Annotated in this window: 22 protein-coding genes; 9 read left to right on the top strand and 13 right to left on the bottom strand. The window is 70.6% G+C overall.

From position 1 onward, the window contains the following. Positions 1-6: 6 nt before the first annotated feature. The 5 genes from ACIBK6_RS21640 to ACIBK6_RS21620 form a co-directional block, all read right to left on the bottom strand. Positions 7-1,878 carry an alpha/beta hydrolase gene (locus tag ACIBK6_RS21640; protein WP_399052917.1) on the bottom strand — a complete coding sequence of 624 codons (1,872 nt, stop codon included), beginning with the start codon at positions 1,876-1,878 and terminating at the stop codon, positions 7-9. Next, positions 1,875-2,300 carry a hypothetical protein gene (locus tag ACIBK6_RS21635; protein WP_399052916.1) on the bottom strand — a complete coding sequence of 142 codons (426 nt, stop codon included), beginning with the start codon at positions 2,298-2,300 and terminating at the stop codon, positions 1,875-1,877. Before ACIBK6_RS21635 ends, ACIBK6_RS21640 begins: the two co-directional genes overlap by 4 nt. A gap of 232 nt (positions 2,301-2,532) precedes the next feature. After that, positions 2,533-2,868: a helix-turn-helix domain-containing protein gene (locus ACIBK6_RS21630; RefSeq protein WP_399052915.1), complete on the bottom strand. Its 336-nt coding sequence runs from the start codon at positions 2,866-2,868 to the stop codon at positions 2,533-2,535. A gap of 384 nt (positions 2,869-3,252) precedes the next feature. Next, on the bottom strand, positions 3,253-4,191 hold the full coding sequence (gene murQ / locus ACIBK6_RS21625; RefSeq protein ID WP_399052914.1) for an N-acetylmuramic acid 6-phosphate etherase: 939 nt from the start codon (positions 4,189-4,191) through the stop codon (positions 3,253-3,255). 123 nt (positions 4,192-4,314) lie between these two features. After that, entirely contained in the window at positions 4,315-5,232 is a 918-nt protein-coding gene (locus ACIBK6_RS21620; RefSeq protein WP_399052913.1) for a MurR/RpiR family transcriptional regulator, read from the bottom strand. 140 nt (positions 5,233-5,372) lie between these two features. Here ACIBK6_RS21620 and ACIBK6_RS21615 point away from each other — a divergent pair, with 140 nt between their 5' ends. The 3 genes from ACIBK6_RS21615 to ACIBK6_RS21605 all read left to right on the top strand — a co-directional run bounded on the left by ACIBK6_RS21615 (position 5,373) and on the right by ACIBK6_RS21605 (position 6,476). Then, complete coding sequence (locus ACIBK6_RS21615) at positions 5,373-5,732, top strand: hypothetical protein (protein ID WP_053724152.1); 360 nt, start codon at positions 5,373-5,375, stop codon at positions 5,730-5,732. 7 nt (positions 5,733-5,739) lie between these two features. Further along, entirely contained in the window at positions 5,740-6,006 is a 267-nt protein-coding gene (locus ACIBK6_RS21610; protein WP_399052912.1) for a DUF4031 domain-containing protein, read from the top strand. A gap of 266 nt (positions 6,007-6,272) precedes the next feature. Further along, entirely contained in the window at positions 6,273-6,476 is a 204-nt protein-coding gene (locus ACIBK6_RS21605; RefSeq protein WP_399052911.1) for a cold-shock protein, read from the top strand. Positions 6,477-6,581: 105 nt separating this feature from the next. Here ACIBK6_RS21605 and ACIBK6_RS21600 read toward each other — a convergent pair whose 3' ends face one another. The 4 genes from ACIBK6_RS21600 to ACIBK6_RS21585 form a co-directional block, all read right to left on the bottom strand. Beyond that, positions 6,582-7,787, bottom strand: coding sequence for a Cmx/CmrA family chloramphenicol efflux MFS transporter (locus tag ACIBK6_RS21600; RefSeq protein ID WP_399053053.1), 1,206 nt, complete (start codon positions 7,785-7,787; stop codon positions 6,582-6,584). A gap of 107 nt (positions 7,788-7,894) precedes the next feature. Then, positions 7,895-8,629: a GNAT family N-acetyltransferase gene (locus tag ACIBK6_RS21595; RefSeq protein ID WP_399052910.1), complete on the bottom strand. Its 735-nt coding sequence runs from the start codon at positions 8,627-8,629 to the stop codon at positions 7,895-7,897. A gap of 51 nt (positions 8,630-8,680) precedes the next feature. Continuing rightward, a complete protein-coding gene (locus ACIBK6_RS21590) occupies positions 8,681-9,334 on the bottom strand; it encodes a hypothetical protein (RefSeq protein WP_399052909.1) in 654 nt (217 codons plus the stop codon). Between the two features lie 353 nt (positions 9,335-9,687). Continuing rightward, positions 9,688-11,964, bottom strand: coding sequence for a heavy metal translocating P-type ATPase (locus ACIBK6_RS21585; RefSeq protein WP_399052908.1), 2,277 nt, complete (start codon positions 11,962-11,964; stop codon positions 9,688-9,690). Positions 11,965-12,198: 234 nt separating this feature from the next. Here ACIBK6_RS21585 and ACIBK6_RS21580 point away from each other — a divergent pair, with 234 nt between their 5' ends. Beyond that, the gene (locus ACIBK6_RS21580; protein WP_399052907.1) at positions 12,199-12,888 is read left to right on the top strand and encodes a copper homeostasis protein CutC; all 690 of its coding nucleotides are present in this window, start codon (positions 12,199-12,201) and stop codon (positions 12,886-12,888) included. 151 nt (positions 12,889-13,039) lie between these two features. Here the strand turns inward: ACIBK6_RS21580 and ACIBK6_RS21575 are convergent, their stop codons facing one another. Then, positions 13,040-13,789 carry a GntR family transcriptional regulator gene (locus ACIBK6_RS21575; RefSeq protein ID WP_399052906.1) on the bottom strand — a complete coding sequence of 250 codons (750 nt, stop codon included), beginning with the start codon at positions 13,787-13,789 and terminating at the stop codon, positions 13,040-13,042. Between the two features lie 249 nt (positions 13,790-14,038). Between ACIBK6_RS21575 and ACIBK6_RS21570 the strand changes: the two genes are divergently transcribed. Together ACIBK6_RS21570 and ACIBK6_RS21565 are read left to right on the top strand one after the other, a co-directional pair. Beyond that, a complete protein-coding gene (locus ACIBK6_RS21570; protein WP_399052905.1) occupies positions 14,039-14,494 on the top strand; it encodes an NUDIX domain-containing protein in 456 nt (151 codons plus the stop codon). 74 nt (positions 14,495-14,568) lie between these two features. Beyond that, positions 14,569-15,522: a hypothetical protein gene (locus ACIBK6_RS21565; RefSeq protein ID WP_399052904.1), complete on the top strand. Its 954-nt coding sequence runs from the start codon at positions 14,569-14,571 to the stop codon at positions 15,520-15,522. Between the two features lie 315 nt (positions 15,523-15,837). On the opposite strand, the gene ACIBK6_RS21560 is transcribed toward ACIBK6_RS21565, so the two are convergent. Continuing rightward, on the bottom strand, positions 15,838-16,284 hold the full coding sequence (locus ACIBK6_RS21560; RefSeq protein WP_399052903.1) for an ATP-binding protein: 447 nt from the start codon (positions 16,282-16,284) through the stop codon (positions 15,838-15,840). Between the two features lie 158 nt (positions 16,285-16,442). Between ACIBK6_RS21560 and ACIBK6_RS21555 the strand changes: the two genes are divergently transcribed. Both ACIBK6_RS21555 and ACIBK6_RS21550 read left to right on the top strand, forming a co-directional pair. Further along, positions 16,443-17,279: a helix-turn-helix domain-containing protein gene (locus tag ACIBK6_RS21555; RefSeq protein WP_399052902.1), complete on the top strand. Its 837-nt coding sequence runs from the start codon at positions 16,443-16,445 to the stop codon at positions 17,277-17,279. Continuing rightward, positions 17,276-17,599, top strand: coding sequence for a DUF397 domain-containing protein (locus tag ACIBK6_RS21550; protein ID WP_399052901.1), 324 nt, complete (start codon positions 17,276-17,278; stop codon positions 17,597-17,599). The genes ACIBK6_RS21555 and ACIBK6_RS21550 overlap by 4 nt, the downstream gene beginning before the upstream one ends. Here ACIBK6_RS21550 and ACIBK6_RS21545 read toward each other — a convergent pair. Next, a complete protein-coding gene (locus tag ACIBK6_RS21545) occupies positions 17,521-18,732 on the bottom strand; it encodes an MFS transporter (RefSeq protein ID WP_399052900.1) in 1,212 nt (403 codons plus the stop codon). The genes ACIBK6_RS21550 and ACIBK6_RS21545 overlap by 79 nt on opposite strands. Before the next feature lie 128 nt (positions 18,733-18,860). Between ACIBK6_RS21545 and ACIBK6_RS21540 the strand changes: the two genes are divergently transcribed. After that, positions 18,861-19,208 (top strand): ArsR/SmtB family transcription factor, encoded by a 348-nt coding sequence (locus tag ACIBK6_RS21540; protein ID WP_399052899.1) that lies wholly within the window; start codon positions 18,861-18,863, stop codon positions 19,206-19,208. Here ACIBK6_RS21540 and ACIBK6_RS21535 read toward each other — a convergent pair. After that, the gene (locus ACIBK6_RS21535; RefSeq protein WP_399053052.1) at positions 19,205-21,175 is read right to left on the bottom strand and encodes a HelD family protein; all 1,971 of its coding nucleotides are present in this window, start codon (positions 21,173-21,175) and stop codon (positions 19,205-19,207) included. The genes ACIBK6_RS21540 and ACIBK6_RS21535 overlap by 4 nt on opposite strands. Positions 21,176-21,390 lie beyond the last annotated feature (215 nt).

Below are 21,390 nucleotides of genomic sequence, written 5' to 3'. Positions count from 1 at the left end.
CATGGTTCATCGAGGCTCCTGCGTGGTGATCTCGCGACGGTGACCGGAGACGATCTTGGCGATGTTGCGGGCAGACGTCTGGTCCTCGCCCTGGTCGGAGTCGAAGTAGTTGGAGTGTGCGGGAATGCCGTCCGCCCCCACAGGGGGACCGTCGGCGACGGCGAAGCGATGCGCTCCGAATTCGCGACTCGCGGGGTCGGTAGCGAAGTAGATCTCCGACGGGTCGGAAAAGAGTTGTCCAACGGCATAGCCCAGATGGGAGCCCCGGACAGCGCTGTAGACGGGGCCGAGCGGCGTGGCGGCTCCTTCCACGAACCCGAGAGGGCCGCCGGCCAGAATGCCCCCAGCCTCCGGGAGGCTGGGAAGCCGAGTCACCAGATCGTTCTTGGCCGCACCGACGTACACGTGGTCACGGCCGACGCCGAGATCGTCAGCGCTCTTCGCCTCGGTGCCGGGGCTGCCGACGAGGATGACGTCGTCGGCGCCAGGAATGCCGCCGGGCTCCTGTGCGGCCAGGCCGACGGTGAGGGAGCCGTAGGAATGGCCGATGGCGGTGATGTGCGGATCCGCCACCTGGCTCGTCGTGGAAACCCCAGCCATGAACCGGTTGTACGAGGCCGCCCCCGCTTCAGCATCTCCCGTGCCCATCACTGCGGTGTTGTCGAGGAGCTTTTCGGCGGGAATCTGGGGCGCGTCGTAGCCGAGCCAGGCGATGGAAGCGCTGGACGGGTCGTAGAAGCGGGCGCCAATGGCGGTGTTCCGGGCGCGCTTGATGTCCGTCGAAGCGAAGTGCTCGTCGAGCTTGGTGTTCAGCCCAGGGACGTACGCCGAGACGTTCTTCGCTGTATCCGGGTTGCCGAAGGAGACGATGGCGCGGCCGTTGCCTTCGTCGCCGATGCCGAGCAGGTACATCGGTGGCGCGCCGTCCCTCGGCACGGCCCTCAACTGGTTGTCGATGGAACGCAGTCCCGCCAGCTTGGTCTGTGCCTCGGGGTTGCCTTCCTCCGCCGCCAGCTTTCCGATCAGGATCTGGAGGTTGTCGCGGTTGGCGTGGTCTCTGACCTCGCTCGGGATGCCGTCCAGGTTTCCGATGATGTCCGGGTAGGCGGCGAGGTACTCCTCGCGCTCCTTGGCGGTGAGGTAGGTCCACCAGGCCTTGCGTTCGGCCGGCGACTTGTCCGTGGGGATGTCGTCCTTCAGGTAACGGCCGGAGACTTCGCGTACTGCGGCCGCGTCGGTGGCGACGTCCTCCCACGTCGCGGTGGCCACACTCAGCCCGGGTTCGGCTTTGAGTCTGGCGAGGGTGGTGCTGAACCGTTCGTCGATGCGGTGGGCCTCCCGCAGCGCGTCGAGGATCCGGTCCGCGATCGCCTGTGCCTTGGCGTGGTTCGGGTTGGCGTTGGGGAGGCCGAGCTGCGGCCCGCCCGGAGTCGGCGGGCGGGCCATCAGGGGTGAGCCCCCGCTCGCGCTGCCGCCGGGGAGCGGCTGCTTCGACATCAGGTTCTCGCCGCCGGGCGGGTAGCTCACCGATCCATCGGCACCCACGCCGAACTTCAGTGCCGCCGCATCATCCAGCGCGTCCCTCAACTTCCGCTGCGGTCCCGCGAGTTCGTAGGCGAGCGAGTCGAGAGAGGTCCGGACGAGACCACACTCGATGTGTACGTAGTCGTAGTTGCGGTCGAGCCCCCTGAGCCGGACTGCCGCGCTGTCGGCTGCGGTGCTGGACTGGGTCTTCTCGATCGCGCCCAGCATTTCGTTGCTGAGCCGGTTCCGGGCGGCGTCGGCGTGTCGGCTGACCGCCCCCCACCCGTCGGCCGCGCCCTGGAGTTCGGCCAGCTTCAGGTCCCGCAGTTGCTGCCAGGTGAGCACCCCGGTCACCGGTCCTTCGCGTCGGCCGGGGCCGGGGCGGCGTACCCGGTGATGGAGGACTTCACGCCGTGGTCCGTGCTGCCCATGGTGCGGGCGACCTCGCGCAGCTTCGGTTCGAGGGAGCCGCACTCGTCGTGCACAGCGGTCAGCCGGTCTTCCCAGGACGTCAGTACGGTCGTGAGCGTGGTGGCGCTTTGCAGACCGGCGGTGCCCGCGCCGAGTCCGGCGTGCGCCATGGTCAGGGCGCTCTTCGCGGTGGCGGTGTCCGTGCGCAGCGTGTGGGCGGCTCCGGCCGCGTCGTTCCAGGGCTTGGCGGTGTGCAGCAGATCGCCCCCGCCCGAGCCGGCCGAGGCCAGGGCCATGGACGGGTCGGGCGGGCCCGCCATGTCGAGCAGTTGCTGCCAGCTGTTCGAATGCGGCGCTGTACTCATGTCCCCCGTGCCCCCTGTGTCCCCGACGGCCCCTCCGCCGCACCCGTCCGACGTTAGGGGGCGCGACCTGGGGCTGTGCAAGCGCGAACAGGGGCTTGGCCGAAAAAGGCGGGGCGTTGCGTAGCAGGGCGAGGGAGGGGCACGCAAGGGCGTTCCGGCTCAGGTCGTACCTGGTGGCGCACTCGGTTCCGTAGGGAGGGGAGAGACACCGTACGGACGACGCTTCCGGCAGCTAGGCCGCAGGGTGGGCGATGAAGGTGACCTCTTCGTGGTCGTCATCCAGGGCGATGTTCAGGGAGGCGTTCAGCGCTCGGGCGAGACGGCGCAGGAGGGGCAGGGTGGGGACGGCGTCGGCACCCTCGACGCGGGAGACCTTGGCCTGGGTGAGCCCGGAGCGCTCGGCCACCTCGGCCTGGGACAGGCCCAGTTCCTTGCGGCGGTCGTAGACGGCCTTGGCGAAGGCCATGGCCAGTCGGATCTCGGCGCGCTCGGCGGCGACCTCGGGAGGTTCGACGTACCCCTCGGCGAGTGCCTTCTCGCGAGCCAGCTTCCAGCGGGCGTGGTTCATGACGCGTCCCCTTCCTCGCCACGGCTGTACGTCTTGTGGGCCGGGCCGTGCTCGCTCTCGCACACCCCACCTCGATCACGTACGGGTCCGTCATGGCACGCAAGCTGTTATGTCGTTGACGGCATAATAGCCACTCCTGTGAGACTTTCGCTCCTTCCGGTGGAGACGTCTGCGCCGTTGACGCGCGGCGTGCCGGGGGCGGAATGTGCGGGTTGAGTCCGCGCATGAGGGTGCTGGGGTGCGAGCCGGCGGTGGGGCGCGAGGTGCTCGGGAGGCCGCGCGCGTTCCGCTCGTGGGCGTGGGAGCGCGCGGACGACTTCCGTCAGGGATGACGGGCGGTGCTCAGGCGCGTGGCGGTGCCCGGGGCGGGTGGGTCGTGCGTGGTCAGTGGGTCGTGCGGGCCGCGTCCAGCGCCGTGCGCAGGTGGCCCCCGGTCTCGTTCAGGAGGCGCGTTGCCGTCGGGCCCGCGACGGCGCCCAGGATGACCAGGATGGCGTTCTTCACCTCGCCGTCCGTGGCGGCGAGCGCGGCCTCGATCTCCGGGTCGTCCGCGCCGGTCGCCAGGGCCACGATGCGGCGGGAGCGGGCGCGCAGCTTCTCGTTCGACGCCTGTACGTCGACCATCAGGTTTCCGTAGGTCTTGCCGAGCCGGATCATGGTGATCGTCGAGATCATGTTGAGGACGAGCTTCTGCGCCGTGCCCGCCTTCAACCGGGTTGATCCGGTGAGCAGTTCGGGGCCCACCACGATCTCGATGCCGTGTTCGGCGGCGGCCGCGAGCGCGCTGTCCGCGTTGCAGGACAGGCCGATGGTGAGCGCGCCCAGGCGGCGGGCGTGCTCGACCGCGCCGATCGCGTACGGGGTGCGGCCCGAGGCCGAGATGCCGACCACGGTGTCGAGCGCGGTCAGCCGCAGCGCGTCCAGGTCCTCGGCCGCCAACTCCCTGGAATCCTCGGCGCCTTCGACCGCCCTGACCATCGCGGCGGGGCCGCCCGCGATCAGCCCGACGACCTCGGACGGATCGGTGTTGAACGTCGGCGGGCACTCGCTCGCGTCGAGGACGCCGAGCCGCCCGGCCGTACCGGCGCCCGCGTAGACGAGCCGGCCGCCGCGCGCCATCCGCGCGGCCGTGGCGTCGATGGCGGCCGCGATGGCCGGGAGCCGCTGCGCCACGGCGGCGGGGACGGTGGCGTCCTCGCTGTTCATGATCCGCGCGATCTCGGCGGTCGGCAGCTGGTCGATCTCCGCGAGTTCGGGCCGGAACGCCTCGGTGGTGAGGGTGGCCAGCTGGGCGCGGAGCTCGGCGTAGTCCTGGGTGGTCATGGTGACGGCGGCTCTTTCTCGTGTTCTCGTGCGTACGCCCATGTTCTCGTGCGTACGGCGCTCACGTCTTGTGGTGGCTGGTCGACTGGCCTGTCCGGTACGGGTCGGAAATGGCCAACTGGCCTATCTGGTACGGGGGTTGTGCCGGTGGGCCAGGGCCTCGTACGAGGCGGCGAGGGCCGGGGCCGCCGTTTCGTACGTGCGCTGGGCGACGCCGATGAACAGGCAGTCCACGACGAGGAGTTGGCTGGTCCGGGAGGACATCGCGGCCGGGCGCAGCTCGCTCTCGCGGGCCGTGGAGGTGGTCAGGACGTGGTCGGCGTACTGCGAGATCGGCCCGTCGGGGCGGCCCGTGATCGCGATGGTGGTCGCGCCGTGGTCGAAGGCCACCCGCAGCGGCTCGATGACGTCGCCCGTCGACCCGGAGTGGGTGATCGCGACCGCCGCGTCGCCGGAGCGGAGCTGCACGGCGTTGGTGACGGCGAGGTGCGGGTCGGTGTGGGCGTGCGCGATGAGGCCGATGCGCAGCAGCTTCTGCGCGAGGTCCTGGCCGACCAGTGAGGAGGCGCCGACCCCGTAGATGTCGATGCGCCGGGCGGCCGCCAACGCGCCGACGGCGGCGCCGAGTTGGACGGTGTCGAGGGCGGCCGCGGTGTCGGCGAGGGTCTGCTGCTCGTCGTAGGCCAGCTTGGCGACCACGTCCGCGATCGGGTCGTCGACGGCTATGTCGGCGGTGACCGCGGGGGCCCGGCCCGACTGCTGCTGGGCGGCGAGCCCGGCGAGCGCGAGGCGCAGGTCCCGGTAGCCGGGGTAGCCGAGCAGGCGGGCGGTGCGCACCACGGTGGCCTCGCTGGTGCCGGTGAGCTCGGCGAGGCCGGTGACCGTGAGGGCCGCGCAGCCGGCCGGGTCGCCGGCGACGGCTTCGGCGACCCGCTGCATGGAGCGGGTCATGGACGGCGCGAGCGTGCGCACCTTGGCGGCGAGGGCCGCCGGCGCGGGCGGGGCGCCGCCGCTGAAACTTTCCTTCACATCATTGGTCACTATTGAAAGATATTTTCGGGACGTTCTCCGGTCAACCCCCTTCGGTCCCTTCGGCGCCGGGCCCTTGGTCCCGTCGGGCCGCGTCGAGGGCGGGGCTTGCGGTGGGTGCTCCTGTTGCGGGTGGGGTGACAATGGTGTGCATGGACGACGTACAGCCCTTGGAGCAAGCACTGCACGCGGCCCGCGCTCTGGTCCTGGCGGATCTCGCGGCGCGCGATGTGGCGCACGCGGATGTCGTCTCGCTGGTCGAGGACGCGGTGACCCACCGGCGCTGGTGGGTCGAGCAGTGGCCCGAGGGCACGGAGTACGTCGCGGGCCTGGTTGCCCAGGACGTACAGGACGCACTCCTGGAGCGGTACGGCCGCTGGCCGCTGTGCCCGGTGTGCGACGCGGGTGATCCGCACGCGCTGGACGTGGAACCGGAGCTCGGGCCCGACCCGCACTGGGTGTGCGGCAAGGCGGGCGTCGTGGTCGCTCCGGTCGGCGGACTCGGCGGATGACGCGCGGATGACGCTCTACATCGACCCGCCGACCTGGCCGGGCCATGGCCGCCTGTGGTCGCATCTGGTCAGCGACGTTTCGTACGAGGAACTGCACGTGTTCGCGGCGTCCATCGGCTGCCCGCCGCGCGCCTTCGAACGCGACCACTACGACGTGCCCTCGCAGCGCTACGCGGACGCGGTGCGTGCAGGCGCGGTGGAGATCGGCTCGAAGGAGCTGGTACGCCGTCTCACGGAGGCGGGGCTGCGCAGGCCGAAGGGCCGGCCCGCCTGAACGGGCCCAAGTGTTGGCGCGGGCCCGCCTGAACGGGCCCCGCGATGGCGCGCCGGCCGGAACTTTCACCGGTTCGGCTGCGGCCCGTAGCCAGACGACTGCGGATCGGCTAACTTCCTTGCCAGTAGTCGTGGTTCCGAAGTCTCAGCGCCCGCGGTTTACGCCGTGGGCGTCTTGCTGTGCAGCAATGTCCGAGGACCAGGGCGATCACCTTACCCAGGGGTGCTGACAAGCCAGTGCCCCACGATCCTCGACAGGGGAAACAGATGGCTACCGGCACCGTGAAGTGGTTCAACGCCGAAAAGGGCTTCGGTTTCATCGCGCAGGACGGCGGCGGCCCCGACGTCTTCGTGCACTACTCCGCGATCAACTCCGCGGGCTTCCGCGAGCTTCAGGAGAACCAGCAGGTCACCTTCGACGTCACGCAGGGCCCGAAGGGTCCGCAGGCGGAGAACGTCACCCCGGCCTGACCGGACGACGGACACCGAGGCGCCCCGCACCCTTCAAGGGTGCGGGGCGCTTTGCTGTGTCTCTGTGTTCCTGTGTCCCTGTGTCTCCGCGTCCCCGTATCCCCGTCAGACGTGCGCGCACGCTTCGGCGGGTGCCTGGTCTGTGGAGCGGGCGACCACGCGGGAGCGGGACTTGTGCAGCCGCAGGGAGACCGAGACCAGGCCGATGGCGAGGACCGTCATCGCGGCGCCCGCCCAGGCGGTGGCGGCGAAGCCGAGGTTCGCGCTGATCACGATGCCGCCGAGCCAGGGGCCCGCCGTGTTGCCCAGGTTGAAGGACGAGGTCGTCGTCGCGCCGGCCAGCGTCGGGGCGGCGCCGCCGACGTTGAACATGCGGGCGTTGAGCGCGGGCGCCGTGTAGAACGCCGAGCAGCCGATCAGGAACGACAGCGTGATCGCGACGGCGGGCGTCGAGGCGAACAGCGCGAGCGCGACCAGGAAGACCGTCGAGGCCGTGATGCCGCTGAGCAGCACGCCGAAGAGGTGCGCGTCGGCGACCCGGCCGCCGATCGTCGTACCGACCAGGGCGCCCACGCCGAACAGGCCGAGGACGGCCGGGACCCAGCCCGGGTCCAGGTGCGCGACATCGGTGAGGAGCGGCTTGAGGTAGCTGAACGCGCAGAACACGCCGCCCGCGGCGAGCGCGGTGATGGCAACCGAGATCAGCACCTGCGGGTCGCGGTAGATCCGCAGCTCGCGGCTGAGCCGGGGCTTCTCGGCGGGGAGCGGGATGCGCGGGATGCGGGTCGCGATGCCGACCAGCGCGATCGCGGAGGCGGCGCCGACTGCCCAGAACGCCGAACGCCAGCCCAGGTTGTCGCCGAGCACCGCGCCGAGCGGCACGCCGAGTACGTTCGCGATCGACAGACCGCCGATCATGACGGCCATCGCGCGGGCCCGCGCGTTCACCGGGACCATCGCGATGGCGACCGCCGCGCCGACCGCCCAGAACCCTGCGCAGGCCAGCGCGGACACGACCCGCGAAGTGAAGAGCAGCGCGTAGTTCGGGGCCAGCGCACCGGCGATCTGGCCCAGGCCGAAGACGGAGATCAGCGCGATCAGGGTGGTTCGGCGGGGCAGGCGCAGGGTGGCCACCGCAAGCAGCGGGGCGCCCACCACCATGCCGATCGCGAAGGCGGAGATCAGCAGTCCCGCCTGCGGAATCGACACGTTCATGTCGTCCGCGATGGAGGGAAGCAGCCCGGTGAGCATGAACTCACTCGTGCCGAGCGCGAAGACGGACAGGCCGAGGATGTAGACGGCGAGCGGCATGCGCGGGGCAGCGGAAGGGGTGCTGGGGGTGGGGGTGGTGGATGCGGGGGCGGGCGCGGGTATGGCGTCGGCGGGCATATCGCATGCTAACGGGTTGGCTGGATCTGCTATTCCCGCCAGATCTCGGTCCCGGTCGCTGTTTCGGCCTTGGTTTCGGCCTCGGTCCCGGTCCCGGTCCCGGCCTTGGTTTCGGTCCCGGTCCCAGTCGCGGTCCCGGCCTTGGTTTCGGTCCCGGTCCCGGTCGCGGTCCCGGCCTTGGTTTCGGTCCCGGTCCCGGTTTCGGTCCACGTCTCGGTCCACGTCTCGGGCCCGGTCTCGGCCGGAGCCTCGCGGACGCTCCGCTCGAAGAGGTGCTGGGCCTCGCGGCCGCCGATCGGGCGCGGGGTGTCGCCGATGCGCGTGAAGCCGGCCCGCTCCAGAACCCGCTGCGAGGCGGTGTTGTCCTCGTCCGTCGTCGCGTACACCGTCTCGACGCCGGGCTGGGCGAGCGCCCAGGCGGTGAGCGCGCTGAGCGACTCGGTCGCGTATCCGCGGCCGCGCGCGGACTCCGCCAGGTCGTAGCCGATCTCCACGCGGCCGTCCTCGGGCGGGCCGTGGAAGCCGATGCCGCCGATGGCCCGGTCGTCCTCGGTACGGACCATGACGTACGCGCCCCAGCCGGTCAGGTGCCGGTCGGCCATCATCGCCGCCAGCATCTTCCCGGCGGCGAACCGGCTGCCCTCGTGCGGACCGCCGGGCGCCCACTCCCAGCCGCCGGAGCCGCCGAACTGGAGCTCGGCCGCCGACGCGCGGGTCAGCTCGTGGAGGGCGATGCGGTCGGCCTGGACGGTCACGGGGAGCACGCGGGATACCTGCTTTCCGTACGGGAGCGAGCCGCTTTCGGCTCGGGCCGATTATGCGGTGAGCAGGGCCAGTTCCGCCCGGAGATTCGCACGGGCCGCCGCTTCCCACTCGCGTTCTCCGTGCGGGGTGCGGAACAGCCTTGGCAGCGCGAGGAGTTGGCGCAGCACGACGGCTCGGCCCGCCCGGAACGCCGGGTCCGGTACGAAGGCGTACTCCTCGCGTACGGCGGCGGTGTACGCGGTGTACGCATCGGGCGCGGCGGCCAGGATCGCGAGGTCGGCGTCGCACAGGACGGCGCCGTTGGTGTCGCCGTCCTCGGGGGCGTGGGTGACGGTGAGGCGTACCAGGCGGGCGACCTCGGCGGTGGCCTGCGCACTCAAACCGGCCTCGGGCAGGGCGCGTTCGGCGAGCCGGGCCGAGCGTTCCTCGTTCTCGGAGCGGTCCGGGAGGTACACGGCGTCGTGGAACCAGGCGGCGAGGCGCACCAGGTCCGGGTCGTGCGCGTACTGCTCCAGTACGTCGATGCGGTCGAGGACGGCGGCGAGGTGGGCGGTGTCGTGGTAGCGGCGCTGGGGTTCGGCCCAGCGGGCCAGGAGGTTCTCGGCGTACGGGTCCGGATCCGGGCCGCCGTTGCCGCGGGCGGGGCGGGCGGCGAGGAGGGCGCGGCGCCAGCGGAGGCGGAGGTCGTGGCTCTGGGGCGGCATGCGGTGAGGGTAGCGGGGGTGGGGCGTTCTCCCACCCGCCCGCCCCTTCCGCCGGGTTGGGAAGCCGGGCCACCTGTGGGTGGTGCATCGCCGTCGGCGCCCGCGGCCCGGTGGGTCGGCGCCCGCCTCCGGCGGGCCTCATTTTCCCACCCGCCCACCCGTTCTGCCCGCTCGGATGGTTGAGCACCTGTGGTTGGTGCCCGCCGTCGGCGACTGCGGGCCGGTCGGCCGCCAGTGATGCTCAGCCACGCACAGGTGGCCCACCCTCTCCACCCGGCGGAACGGGCGGGCGGGTGGGAAAGAAAGGGGGCCCGCCGCAGGCGGGGTGGCTGCGGCGGGCCGGGGCAGCGGGGTCAGTTGCCCGTGGGCTGGAAGCCTCGCAGGCGGAGGGAGTTGCCGACCACGAACACCGAGGAGAAGGCCATCGCGGCCCCCGCGATCATGGGGTTCAGGAGGCCCGACGCCGCCAGCGGCAGCGCGGCGACGTTGTAGGCGAAGGCCCAGAACAGGTTCGACTTGATCGTGCCCAGGGTCTTGCGCGCGAGCCGGATCGCGTCCGCCGCCGCCCGCAGGTCGCCCCGTACCAACGTCAGGTCGCCCGCCTCGATCGCGGCATCCGTGCCCGTACCCATCGCCAGGCCCAGGTCGGCCTGGGCCAGGGCGGCCGCGTCGTTCACACCGTCGCCGACCATGGCGACCGAACGGCCCTGCGCCTGAAGGGACTTGACCACATCGACCTTGTCCTGCGGCATGACCTCGGCGTAGACCCGCTCGATGCCCACCTCGGCCGCCACCGCCTCCGCGACCGCCCTGTTGTCGCCGGTCAGCAGGATCGGGGTGAGGCCGAGGGCGCGCAGGCGCCGGACGGCCTCGGGGCTGGTCTCCTTGACCGCGTCGGCGACTTCGAGGACCGCGCGGGCCTCGCCGTCCCAGGCGACCGCGATGGCGGTGCGGCCCGCCGCCTCGGCCTCATCCTTCGCCCTCTTCAGAGCGGGGGTGAGCTCCATCGCCCAGTCCAGGAGCAGCTTCTCGCGGCCGACCAGCACCGCGTGCCCGTCCACGATGCCCTGCACGCCGAGCCCGGCGATGTTCGCGAAGTCCTCGGGGGCCGGCAGCGTACCGACCCTGGCGGCGGTTCCGTCGGCGACGGCGCGGGCGATGGGGTGCTCGGAGGAGTGCTCCAACGCGCCCGCCAGGCGCAGCACTTCGGCCTCGTCCGTCGTGTCCGCGGTGTGCACGGCCAGCAGTGTCATCCGGCCCGTCGTCACCGTGCCGGTCTTGTCCAGGACGATCATGTCGACCTTGCGGGTGGTCTCAAGGACCTCCGGGCCCTTGATCAGGATGCCGAGCTGGGCTCCCCGCCCCGTACCGACCATGAGGGCGGTCGGGGTGGCCAGACCCAGGGCGCACGGGCAGGCGATGATCAGTACGGCGACGGCGGCGGTGAACGCGGCGGTGAGTCCGGATCCGTTGCCGAGCCAGAAGCCGAGGGTGGCGAGCGCGAGGCCGATCACGACCGGCACGAAGACCGCCGAGATCTTGTCGGCGAGCCGCTGGGCGGCGGCCTTGCCGTTCTGGGCGTCCTCGACAAGCTTGGCCATACGGGCCAGTTGAGTGTCCGCGCCGACGCGGGAGGCCTCGACCACCAGGCGTCCGCCCGCGTTGAGGGTGGCGCCGGTGACGGAGTCGCCGGGGGCCACCTCGACGGGTACGGACTCACCCGTGAGCATCGACGCGTCGACCGCGCTGCTGCCCTCCACCACGGTCCCGTCGGTGGCGATCTTCTCGCCGGGCCGGACCAGGAAGCGGTCGCCGACCTTCAACTCGGCGGTGGGGATGGTGACTTCGCCGCCGTCGGGGCGTACGACCGTGACGTCCTTGGCGCCCAGTTCGAGCAGCGCCTTCAGGGCCGCGCCCGCCTTCCGCTTCGAGCGGGCCTCGAAGTAGCGCCCCGCGAGGATGAACGCGGTGACTCCGGCGGCGGCCTCCAGGTAGATGTTGCCCGCGCCGTCCGAGCGGCCGATGGTCAGCTCGAAGGAGTGCGTCATGCCGGGCATTCCGGCGGTGCCGAAGAACAGGGCCCACACCGACCACAGGAACGCGGCCGATGTGCCGACCGAGATCAGCGTGTCCATGGTCGCCGCGCCGTGCCTCGCATTGGTCCAGGCGGCCTTGTGGAAGGGCCAGGCAGCGTACGTCACGACCGGCGCGGTCAGGGTGAGCGAGAGCCACTGCCAGTACTCGAACTGAAGGGCCGGGGCCATCGACATCGCGATGACCGGCAGGGCGAGGACGACCGCGGTGGTCAACCGCTGGCGCAGCGGCCGCAGTTCGCCGGCGGGCCCGGCGTCGCTGCCGTCGGACCCGGACCCGGATGCGGATTCGGATGCGGACCGCGGGGGCGCGGGCTCCTTGGCGGTGTAGCCGGTCGCCTCGACGGTGGCGATCAGGTCGGCGACGGACACGTCCTCGCGGAAGGTGACCTTCGCCTTCTCGGTGGCGTAGTTGACGGTGGCCTCGACCCCGTCCATACGGTTGAGCTTCTTCTCGATCCGGGCCGCGCACGAGGCGCAGGTCATGCCGCCGATGGCGAGTTCGACGTCGGCCGCGCCGGGTGTGGTGGTGGTCATGGCTGCTGCTCCTCGTAGGACGGTTCCCCAAGCTTATACCCCCTGGGGGTATTCCCTATCCCCATGTATACCCCCGGGGCGTATCGGATGCAAGGGTCGGCCGACCGCCTTCGCCGCCGCGCTCGGTGCGCCGCGTTTACCGTCCACGTGGGCGGGCAGTCCGCGGCGTAGGGTAGTCAATGGACTAGACCTATTGGGCCGAGCCGGGCCCGGGTGACGGAGGAATGGGGTCAGATGAGCAACCGCGCACTGCTTGAGGTGATCGCGCTCGACGCGCAGGACGCCGTCGCGGCCCAGGCCGGCGGGGCGGACCGCCTTGAGCTGGTCACCGACATGGCGGCCGACGGACTGACCCCGCCCCTGGCGACCTTCGCGGCGATCCGCGCCGCGGTCGACATCCCGCTGCGCGTGATGCTGCGGTCGGCGGACGGGTTCGCGGCGGGTGACGTCGACGCGCTGGTACGGGATGCCGAGGCGCTGCGGGCCGAGGGCGCGGACGAATTCGTCCTGGGTTTCCTCGACGAGACCGGGGCGCCCGACATGGTGGCGGTACGCGCCCTCGCCGCCGCGCTGTCCGGATGCCGCTGGACCTTCCACCGGGCCATCGACCGGGCCGCCTCCCGCGACGCCCTCCGCAAGGAACTGGCCGGGCTGCCCGGCCTCGACACGTATCTGACGGCGGGATCGGCGCTGGGCGTGGACGACGGGCTCCCCGTCCTGCTGGCGGAGGCGGCGCGCCGCGGCGAGCCCGGCTACGAGCCCCGGATCCTGGTGGGCGGCGGGCTGCGGCTCTCGCACCTGCCGGTGCTGCGGGCGGCTCGCATCGACGCGGTCCACATCGGCGGGGCGTCCCGGCCGCACGGGTGGGGGGCGTCCGTCGACGCGGCGGCGGTCGCGGAATGGCGCACGGCGCTTGACGCGTAGCGGGGGCGGGGGAGGGGTGTTTTCCCGCCCGCCCGTGACTCGGGGTTGAAAGGGCCGAGCCCTGGGGGCTGCGCCCAGACCCCCTCGGCGGTCTCCCCACCTCGAATTCGCCAACGGGCGGGGGCTCAGGGCTGGTTGAGGTGTGCGAGGACTATGCGTCGATGTCGTACTGAAGTAGGTAGCTGTTGCCGTCCAGCACCATCTCGTTGACTTCCAGCGGCCTTCCGTCCTCTTCGAACGCGGTGCGCACGATATGGACGACCGGTACGCCGGCGGCCAGCTTCAGCACCTTGGCTTCGTCACCGATGGGCATGCGCGCACGCACTTCTTCACGGAAGCGTGCCGGCGGGTGACCGAGGTCGAGCAGTCTCGCGTAGACGCCGCCGGGTCCGGTGTCGGGTTGCGTGATGGGCGACCCGACAACCAGCTCGGCGGGCAGGTAGGAAGTGGAGAGTTGGACGGGGCGCCCTTCCGAGAGGTGCGTGCGACTGCGACGCCACACGTGGCCACCGGCAGGGATCCCCAGGATTCCAGCGATCCGTTCCGGCGCCACGATCTCCTCGACGTCGACATCCTCGGCGCTGGGGCGCCCCTGCATGTCGGCCGACCAGATTGAGCGCCCTTCCCCCCAGGTGCTCCGGGAGAGTCTCCTGTTCGCCGACCGCGGGATCAGTTGGAACTGGCGCACGAAGTTACCCGCACCGCGCCGGGTATCGGTAATGCCTTCATGCCGAAGGACCGCGAGCGCATCACGCGCCGTGTTGCGCGAAACGCCATGGTCTCGGATGAGGTCGTTCTCGCCAGGGATGCGTTGTCCTGGCTGGTATTCGCCTCGCTCGATGGCGGCACGCAGGGCGTTCGCGATCTCTCGGTACTTCGGCGGTTCGGTGCGCTTCGGCAACGCGGCCCTCCTTGCCAGCTTCTCCAGAGAACCACGCTACAGGTAGCCCAAGAAGCGAGATCAATCCTCTGACCTGCAAGGGCTACCTCGGCATCCCTCCGCAGCATTGACTTCTATGGTAGATGTCGCCACACTCCCACTAGAGATGTAGCCGCAGGGTTAACGGTGTGCGTTTGGCCGACTACACAGGATGCGCCATTGTGATGCGCTCAGTGCGCGGCTCATCAACACCCGGAAAGCAGGCACCAGATGAAGCGGATCGTCGCCCGGTTGTGGCGGATTATCAGAGGCCCGTTACAGTGGCGCGTCCTGTGGCTGGCGCACGCCAAGTTCATGATCGGCGTGACCGGTGTCGTGCGGGACGACCAGGGGCGGGTGCTGCTGCTGCGGCACCGCATGTGGCCTCCGGAGCACCCGTGGGGGCTGCCTACGGGCTACGCCGTCAAGGGCGAGGAGTTCCCGCTCACCATCGTCCGCGAGGTGAAGGAGGAGACCGGGTTGGACGTCAAGGCCGGTCGGCTCGTGCACCTGAAGAGCGGATACAAGCTCCGGCTCGAAGTGGCCTACGAGGCCGAGTTGGCCGGAGGAACCCTCAAGATCGACTCCTTTGAAATCCTGGAGGCATCATGGTTCTCTCCGGACTCCCTCCCCGAGGGACTCCAGGAATCACACCGAGCCCTGATCCACGGCCGCACAACGGTCTGATCGGGACGCTCCTCGCCCCGCATGAACATCTGAGGGGCGCCGACACGGCACCGCTACTGCTGGCGCTGGCACGCTTGCGCACTAGCGGCGATCTGACCTCGCTGCATCCCGATCACGTCTTCCTGCCACTGTCGCGGGCCCTGCGCCAGTGGCAGGACATGGGCGTGAATGTCACCCCGTTCCACGACGGGCATGCGCTGCTGCGCCACCGCTACGCCACCCTGGGACTCACCCAACTGTTGCCGCTGGAGCGGGTCATGGTGGCTGTCCGCTCGTCGCGGGCTGGGGCGTTCGGAGGCTTCCACCACCCTGACCAGGGCTATCGGCATCTCCAGATGCGGGCCGTGGTCACCATGTACGGCGGCCTGCGCGGGGGCGCCCCCGAGGCCCCCGCCCTGGCTGTCCTGGATGTGCTGCGGGCCTACGCGCACGACTGTCTGCACTACGGCTCGTACCGCAGCTACCAAATGGACGGCGGTCAGGTGACCCGCACGCAGTACGGCCTCAACTTCCGTCGCTCCGACGGGCGGAGTTACTCGACGCCAGACGGATCCTCGTCCTCCACTACCCGGAACATCGGGGTCGTGATGGAGGGCGCCTGCGACCGGGAAGCGCGGTCGATCACCCGTCAGGTGGCTGCCGGGCACGGCATCGCAGCATCCGGCGGGACCGACGGGTTCGCGTTCCGCGACGTCACTGGACGGCTCGACTGCGCCGACGTCGCCGCACTGGCCGACGCCCCGCAGGCGGCTGTCCCTGAGGAAGCCTCATATCTCGCATCAATGGGCCGGTACGAGGCCGGCGTGAATGCCCGGTACGGAGCACTCCTGGACGAGATCGGGCAAGTGGAGGCCGAGGACCTGCACAGCCTGATCCTGGCCACCGCGATCAGCGGCGACATGAGAGGACTCTGCTCGTGGCTCGATGACCGGTATGGACCTGGGGCGTTCGCCGCCCTGTTCATGTCCCCCGGCTACCTGGCGCCCAAGCAGCCTCCCGAAGCAGCTGGCCTGACGCTGGCCAGCTGACACAAAACGGCCGGGGTGCGGAGACCTCGGCCGTCCAATCCAGCGGCGTACATCCTGAGCCCTGGGGCTCCGCCCCAGACTCCCTGAGGGGCTGCGCCCCTCGAACCCTGGCGGGGGCTTTGCCCCCTGCGCCCCGATTCCTCAAATGCCGGACGGCTGGGATATGCCGCTCAGCCAAAATGCAGCCCCTCATGGGGGTACCCCCTGGCCCTTAAGGCCTTGGGGGAGCTTGAGGAGCGGGGTCTGGGGCGGAGCCCCAGTGCCGTCCAACCCCAGGAGGGTTTCGGGAAGGGGTGGGCTGGGGAACTCCCGCTGTCACAGCGCGAGTTCGGCCCACACCGTCTTCTGCGGGGCCAGCCCCGCCACCGTGCCCCAGTGGTCGGCCAGCGCCTGGACCAGGAGCAGGCCGCGCCCCGACTCGCGGTCGTCCGGCACCGCCGACGCCACCACCGGCAGCGCCTTGTCGGCCCGCGTGTCCGTCACCTCGATCCGCAGTACGCCGTCCTCGCGCAGCAGCAGCCCCAACTCGAATCCCCGCCCGGACACATACGCGTGCAGCACCGCGTTCGCCGCCAGCTCCGCCACAAGGAGCGCCACCGTGTCCGACGGCTCGCTGCAGTACGCGACGCCCCACGCCTCCAACTGCCCCTGTGCCAGCCTCCGCGCGAGCCCCGCCGCACGCCGGGTCGAGGCGAACCGCTTTCTGAATACACGTACGGTAACCGGAAGTTGACCGGCGATTGCTTCAGCTTCGAGGTGCATGGGCCCACCCTGGCCGGGCCATCACTCCGGCGACCAGGCATCCGGCGCGTACGCTGCGCGAGCGTACATGCACGCACTGTAGACAGTACGCTCAATCTCCCGTAACTCTGGGTGAGTTGCGTACGCGGGGCGATCTGTTCACCGGGAGGTGGCCGCCGATGGCATGGGACCACGAAGGACACGACGGAGAGCCCGACTCCTCCGACAGCTTGCGGACGTTCGGCGCGGTCCTCCAGGCGCTGCGCGAACACGCCGGCCTCAGCCGCGAGGACTTCGCCCCGCTCGTCGGCTACTCCAAACACACCGTCGCCTCAGTGGAGTTGGGCCGCCGTATGCCCGACCCCGAGTTCATCGAGCGCGCCGAGCCCGCGCTGGGCAACACGGGCGCGCTGCGAAAGTCCGCCCCACACCTGAACCGCCAGCCGGGCCTGGCGTCCTGGTTCAGGAAGTGGGCGAGGTTGGAGCAGCAGGCGATCAGCCTGTACACGTACGAGTCCCGGCTGGTGCCGGGTCTGCTCCAGACGGAGGCGTACGCCCGTACGTTGTTCGGCCAGCGATTGCCGCCCCTCGCTGACCAGCAGCTGGAGGCGCAGGTGGCGGCACGACTTGAGCGCCAGCAACTGCTCATCGACCGCCCCAACACCTCGTACAGCTTCATCATCGATGAGTACGTCTTCGCGCGGCTCACCGGCGGCCCCGAGGTGACTCGGGAGCTCATCGACCACGTGCTGGTGTGCGTGGCGCCCCGGAACGTCGATCTGCAAATTATGCCGATGAATACGGGAGTTCATGCAGGGCTCGATGGCCCCATCCGACTCCTGGAGACTCCCTCCAACAGGTGGTTCGGTTACTGCGAAGGACAGGAGAGCGGCCAGTTCATCTTCGATCCCAAAGTGATCAGCACGCTCCATATGCGGTATGCGAAACTGCGCTCACAGGCCATCAATGCACAGGAATCGGTGAGCCTGTTGGAGAGACTGCGAGGAGCGCTATGAGCACCACCGAACTGGCTTGGTTCAAGAGCAGCTACAGCGGCGACTCCGGTGACGACTGCATCGAAGTCGCCCTCGTCTGGCGCAAGTCCACGTACAGCGGAAGCTCGGGCGACGACTGCGTCGAGGTCGCCCTCCCCTGGCACAAGTCCACCTACAGCAGCGGCGACGGCGACGACTGCGTAGAAGTCGCCACCTGCCCCGCCACCATCCACATCCGGGACTCCAAGGACAAGCAGGGTCCTCAGCTCGCCGTATCGCCCACCGCCTGGGGCGACTTCATCGCGTACGCGGGCGGCGGCGCTGACACCGTACGGGCCTGACGTTCGCGCGTCGTCACGTACGCCATTCCAACAGCAGCCAGCATCAAGGCAGTTGAGACCAAGGGGAACCAGCGGTCGCCCAGGATGGCGATGGCGGCGCTGCCTGTGCCGCCCGCTGCCGCGATGCCCAGGTACAGCGCGGTGGAGTTGAGGGACAGGAGCAGCGGCGCGCTCGGCGGGTCGAGGGAGACCAGGCGGGCGGGCAGGGCGACGGCGGCCGACCAGCCCGCGATCGGGTTGAGCGCGGAGGCGATCACGGCTGTCGTCATGGACTGCATGAGCCACGGCAGGGCGAGGGTGACGGCGGCCGAGAGCGTACCCGCCGTGAGCAGCACGACGCGCGGGCCCCACCTGTCGACTATCCGGCCGCCCGCGTTGCTGCCGACGATGGAGAAGATGCCCGAGACGAACAGGAGCAGGGTCAGTCGGGACTGGTCGCCGCCGGTCGCGGGGGCCGAGGTCACGGTGTAGTAGATGAACACGGTCTGGTAGGCGAGGAAGACCAGGAAGGTCGTGGTCGCGGCGCCGAGGACGCGGCGGTCGGTGAGCGGGGCGAGCCGGGTGCGCAGGGAGACGGCGGGGGCCGGGGCCGGGAGGTCGCGCAGCATGAGGGCGAGTCCCGCGAACGCCGCCGCGCCGAGCACGGTGACCAGCCACATCGTGAGCCGCCAGTCGCTGCGGCCGATCCAGGTGCCGAGCGGTACGCCGAGCGCGGTGGCCACGGTCATGCCGCCCATGACGGTGGCGATGGCCCGGCCGCGCCGCTCCGGCGGGACCAGTGAGGTCGCCACCGCGCTGGCGGTCGGGGTGTAGAGCGCGGCGCCGACGGCGGCCAGGACCCGGGTCAGGAGCAGCGTCCCGAAGGTGGGGGCGAGCGCGGACAGGGCGTTGGCCAGGGTGAAGACGGTCAGCGCGATGAGCAGGGTCCGGCGCCTGGGCCACTTCGCCGTCACCGTGGCGAGGACTGGGGCCAGTACAGCGTACGAGAGCGCGAAGACGGTGATCATCTGGCCGGCGGCCGCGACGGAGACGCCCAGGTCATGGCCGACGAGGCCGAGAATTCCGGCTATCACCATCCCGTCCGTGCCGACGGCGAAGGTGCCGAGGGCGAGCAGGATGAGGCGTAGGCGCATGGGTGGTCCCCTTCCACGGGCAGCGCGGTGCGAGAATGGTTTGACACACGTCAAACGAAGCGACACCTCGAACAATAGAGGTTGTTTGATGGTTGTCAAACAGTTTTGGTGGAAGGGAGAGTGCGGGCATGGTGCAGGAGCAGGAGCAGGACCCCGAGGGCGACGAGTGGCTTCCGCAGCCCGACGTGGCCGACATCGAGCTGGTGAAGGTGCTGCACGCGCTGGGCGACCCGGTACGGCTGTGGCTCCTCAAGGTGTACTCGGACGGCGAGCAGTACAGCTGCGCCCCGGACGCGCTCGGCCTCGGTCACCTGCACAAGTCGACCGTCTCGCACCACATGCGGATCATGCGCGAAGCCGGCGTCACCTCGACCCGCGTCGTCGGCCGCAACCGCTACGTGAGCCTGCGCCGTGAAGACCTGGACACCCGCTTCCCGGGCTTCCTCGACGCACTGATCAAGTCGCTGCCGTATTAGGTGAGTTGGGCCGGGAGTGGGGCCGCGTGCAGGACTGTCAGGCCGGAGACCGCTCGGGTCAGGGCGACGTACAGGCGGCGCAGGCCGGTGCGTTCGTCGGGCTCGCCGTCGACCACGGCGGCGGGCTCGTCAAGGACCACGTAGTCGTACTCCAGGCCCTTGGCCAGCGAAGCCGGGACCAGGGTCAGCCGGGACTCGGCCGTCGTCTCCTCGCCGGGGGCCAGGTAGGCGTGGCCCGCTGCTTCAAGTGCCGCTGCCAGTACGGGAATTCGCGCATCGGCGGCGATCAGGCCGATCGAGCCCTCGTGTGCGAGGGACGCCACGCACGCCGCCACCACATCCGCGTCCAGGTCCGCCGAAGCGCGGACATCGAGCGAGCCCGGCGTCTCACGCACCGACTCCACCGCCGTCAGTCCCGGCGAGATCGACGGCAGCAGCTTCGAGGCGTACGCGATCACCTCGCGCGGCACGCGGAAACCGGCCGTCAGCTCCTCGACCACCGCCTCCTCCTTGCCGAGATGACGCAGCGCCTCGCCCCAACTCGCCGTCGCCCAGGGCGTGGTGCCCTGCGCCAGGTCGCCGAGCACCGTCGCCGAACCGGTCGTGCAGCGGCGGCCGACCGCGCGGTACTGCATGGGGGAGAGGTCCTGCGCCTCATCGAGGACGACATGGCCGAGCGAGTGGGTGCGGGCCACCAGGTCGTTCGCCTCGTCAATGAGGACGGCGTCGGCCGCCGACCACTTCGCCGACTTCACGCTGCGGGCGGGCTTGGGCGCGATGATTGCCTTCTGCTCGTCGGCGGTGAGGATGCCGGTGGCGTGCTCGGCCAGGAAGTCCGGCTCGTTCAGCAGGCGCAGGACCAGCTTCGCCGGGTCCACCGGGGGCCAGATTTGCTTTACGGCGGCCTTCACCGCTGTATTGCGCGCCACCGCGTCCTGCACACGGTCGTCGGGGGCCTCCCCGGCCTGCTCCATCCTTACGAGGACGGTGTGCGCGATCCGCTGCGGCAGGGCCTCGCGGGCGGCGCCGTACCGGATGTCGCGGTCCCTCAACTGCTCGACAATCTCGGCGAGTTCGTACGCCGGAACGCGCCAGCGGCGCGAACCGCGCACCACGACCAGGGGCTCGGTGGGGGTGGCGACGTGCGACCAGACCGCCCTGCGGAGCACCTCGGCCATCCGGGCGTCGCCCTTGACGACGGCGGACTCCGCCGGGTCGGTGCCGCGCACCTCGACGTCCTTCGCCACGAGATCGTCCACCGTCGCCTGCTTCACCTCCAACTCGCCGAGCGCCGGGAGCACTTGCTCGATGTAGTGGAGGAAGGACTTGTTCGGGCCGATGACGAGGGTGCCGGTGCGGGCGAGGCGGTCGCGATGGGCGTACAGGAGGTACGCGACGCGGTGCAGGCCGACGGCGGTCTTTCCGGTGCCGGGCCCCCCTTGCACGCAGACGCTGCCGGAGAGGCCCGAGCGGACGATTTCATCCTGCTCCGGCTGGATCGTCGCCACGATGTCGCGCATCGGGCCCACGCGGGGGCGCTCGATCTCGGCCTGGAGGAGCTTGCTGGTGGTGGCGGCCTCGGCGGGGTCCGTGAGGTGCTCGTCCTCGTACGCCGTCAACTCGCCGCCGGTGTAGCCGAATCGGCGGCGCAGCCCGATGTCCATCGGGTCCTTCTTGGAGGCGCGGTAGAAGGGCTGCGAGACGGGGGCGCGCCAGTCGATGACCATCGGGTCGCCGTCGGCGTCGTGGACGTGCCGCCGGCCGATGTAGAACCGCTCGCCCTCCGCCCCCTCGGCGAGGTCGGCGCCGGGGGCGTGCAGATAGTCGAGGCGGCCGAAGAAGAGGGGGGTGTGGGTGAGGTCGGCGAGGGCCTTGATGCGGTCGTCGATCTGGCGCTGGAGGACGGCGGCGTTGACCCAGTTCGCGGTGACGTCCTTGATGTCCAGGGCCTGGACGTCTTCGCGCATCGTGCGGAGCGCTGCGCGGGAGTCGGTGAGGTGGGTGCGTTCGCGGTGCAGGGGGTCTGCGGGGTCGTGCGTCTGCACGGGGTGCCTCCGGCGGTTTGGCGGAGGGGGGATTTTAGCTGCGGGGGTGGGGGCGGGGCGAATGATTTTTCCCCACCCCCCCCCGTCCCCAACGGGGGGGGGGGGGGGGGGGGGGGGGGGGGGGGGGGGGGGGGGCG

The sequence above is a fragment of the Streptomyces sp. NPDC050485 genome (assembly GCF_044458185.1).
GTDB lineage: Bacteria > Actinomycetota > Actinomycetes > Streptomycetales > Streptomycetaceae > Streptomyces.
Note: the sequence above shows the minus strand (reverse complement) of the source record. Positions and strands in the feature narration are given on the sequence as shown.

Coding starts and splice junctions, on each gene's coding strand:
- ACIBK6_RS21635 (WP_399052916.1), bottom strand. CDS start 2,300: ATGAGTACAGCGCCGCATTCGAACAGCTGGCAGCAACTGCTCGACATG.
- ACIBK6_RS21630 (WP_399052915.1), bottom strand. CDS start 2,868: ATGAACCACGCCCGCTGGAAGCTGGCTCGCGAGAAGGCACTCGCCGAG.
- murQ (WP_399052914.1), bottom strand. CDS start 4,191: ATGACCACCCAGGACTACGCCGAGCTCCGCGCCCAGCTGGCCACCCTC.
- ACIBK6_RS21615 (WP_053724152.1), top strand. CDS start 5,373: ATGGACGACGTACAGCCCTTGGAGCAAGCACTGCACGCGGCCCGCGCT.
- ACIBK6_RS21610 (WP_399052912.1), top strand. CDS start 5,740: ATGACGCTCTACATCGACCCGCCGACCTGGCCGGGCCATGGCCGCCTG.
- ACIBK6_RS21605 (WP_399052911.1), top strand. CDS start 6,273: ATGGCTACCGGCACCGTGAAGTGGTTCAACGCCGAAAAGGGCTTCGGT.
- ACIBK6_RS21600 (WP_399053053.1), bottom strand. CDS start 7,787: ATGCCGCTCGCCGTCTACATCCTCGGCCTGTCCGTCTTCGCGCTCGGC.
- ACIBK6_RS21590 (WP_399052909.1), bottom strand. CDS start 9,334: ATGCCGCCCCAGAGCCACGACCTCCGCCTCCGCTGGCGCCGCGCCCTC.
- ACIBK6_RS21585 (WP_399052908.1), bottom strand. CDS start 11,964: ATGACCACCACCACACCCGGCGCGGCCGACGTCGAACTCGCCATCGGC.
- ACIBK6_RS21580 (WP_399052907.1), top strand. CDS start 12,199: ATGAGCAACCGCGCACTGCTTGAGGTGATCGCGCTCGACGCGCAGGAC.
- ACIBK6_RS21570 (WP_399052905.1), top strand. CDS start 14,039: ATGAAGCGGATCGTCGCCCGGTTGTGGCGGATTATCAGAGGCCCGTTA.
- ACIBK6_RS21560 (WP_399052903.1), bottom strand. CDS start 16,284: ATGCACCTCGAAGCTGAAGCAATCGCCGGTCAACTTCCGGTTACCGTA.
- ACIBK6_RS21555 (WP_399052902.1), top strand. CDS start 16,443: ATGGCATGGGACCACGAAGGACACGACGGAGAGCCCGACTCCTCCGAC.
- ACIBK6_RS21550 (WP_399052901.1), top strand. CDS start 17,276: ATGAGCACCACCGAACTGGCTTGGTTCAAGAGCAGCTACAGCGGCGAC.
- ACIBK6_RS21545 (WP_399052900.1), bottom strand. CDS start 18,732: ATGCGCCTACGCCTCATCCTGCTCGCCCTCGGCACCTTCGCCGTCGGC.
- ACIBK6_RS21540 (WP_399052899.1), top strand. CDS start 18,861: ATGGTGCAGGAGCAGGAGCAGGACCCCGAGGGCGACGAGTGGCTTCCG.
- ACIBK6_RS21535 (WP_399053052.1), bottom strand. CDS start 21,175: ATGCGCGAAGACGTCCAGGCCCTGGACATCAAGGACGTCACCGCGAAC.